The 1,655-nt window shown below is 39.2% G+C and carries 1 protein-coding gene; it reads left to right on the top strand.

Annotated elements, in window-relative coordinates:
• A partial coding sequence (locus tag AC1DPQ_RS26965) for an alpha-galactosidase (protein ID WP_477611457.1) occupies positions 1–1,308 on the top strand: 1,308 nt, incomplete at its 5' end.
• Positions 1,309–1,655 lie beyond the last annotated feature (347 nt).

Here is a 1,655-nt window from a genome sequence, read left to right as displayed (position 1 = left end):
GATCAGGGAAAAGGAGACGCCAGTAGGAAATTGCAAGATTGGGCACGTAATTATAAGATATTAGATGGAAAGGGTAGCAGATTAACCCTTTTGAATAACTGGGAAGCTACTTATTTCGATTTTAATGAACAAAAATTGGCCGATTTGTTAAAAGATACCAAAAAACTGGGTGTCGATTTCTTTTTACTTGATGATGGTTGGTTCGGGAACAAATATCCACGTAACGATGATCATGCCGGGCTTGGCGATTGGCAGGAAAACAAGAAGAAATTGCCAAACGGAATAGCATCTTTAGTAAAAGAGGCCGATAATGTAGGAACCAGATTCGGAATTTGGATAGAACCCGAAATGGTTAATCCTAAAAGCGAACTTTATGAAAAACATCCAGATTGGGTGGTAAAACAGCCGAACAGACCTGAATACTATTTTAGAAACCAATTAGAGCTCGATCTGAGTAACCCAAAAGTACAGGATTTTGTTTTCGGTGTGGTAGATGGTCTGTTTACCAAAAATCCTAAACTGGCTTACATTAAATGGGATTGTAATGCCGTAATTTACAATGCATACTCCGCACATTTAAAAAATCAATCTCATTTTTACATCGATTATGTAAGAGGATTGTATAGTGTATTGCAAAGAATCCGTGCAAAATATCCAACTGTGCCTATGATGTTATGCTCTGGTGGAGGTGGTAGGGTAGATTATGCTGCCTTACAGTATTTTACAGAGTTTTGGCCTAGTGATAATACCGACCCATTAGAGCGCATATTTATGCAATGGGAATACTCTTATTTTTATCCGGCCATTAGTAGTTCCAACCATGTAACCGATTGGGGAAAACAGCCAATAAAATTCCGTACCGATGTAGCCATGATGGGTAAATTGGGTTTCGATATCGTAGTGAGTAAATTACCTGAAAAAGAGCTTCAGTTCTGTCAGGAGGCCATTAAAAACTATAATGATGTAAAACAAACGATCTGGCAAGGCGAACAGTATCGTTTGGCTAATCCACGTACCGGTAGCATAGCATCGATGTTATATGTAAATGCGCAAAAAACAGAAGGGGTAATTTTCAATTACCTGGTAAACTTCCGTTATGGTGAAAATAGTAAGTATCCGATTAAATTGAACGGTTTAGATGCGACAAAGAAGTACCACATTAAAGAAATTAACCTTTATCCAGGAACAAAATCATCAATAGATGCTACTAAAACCTATACTGGCGATTTCTTGATGAAAGTGGGCTTTAATCCTATTCTTAATGCTACAAGAACTAGTGTGGTGCTAAAATTGGAGGAAGCAAAATAGTACGGCTCGTCTTTAAATATAGTCCGTCATTGCGAGAAGGCTTTTTCAGCCGACGAAGCAATCTTACAACTATCACTGGTAGCGAGCACTTTAAGATTGCTTCGTCGTTCCTCCACGCAATGACGATTCTTCGCGAGGTAAGATAACAAAAGGATGCCTAATCCGTATTCTATGTGTTGGTGGCCCACCAAACAATTATCCTTAATTCAACTCTTACAATTGGTCATTCTGAATGAAATGAAGAATCCTTTAATTCACGATATAGGCCCYTCGACTACGCTCAGGGTGACAGACCAAGGGAGTCGACGGAAGACTTCAGACTACCGACTGAGGACTAACCTTCATCC

This window comes from Pedobacter sp. 01T416_2 (assembly GCF_056398925.1).
This window is presented reverse-complemented; position numbering and strand designations above follow the sequence as displayed.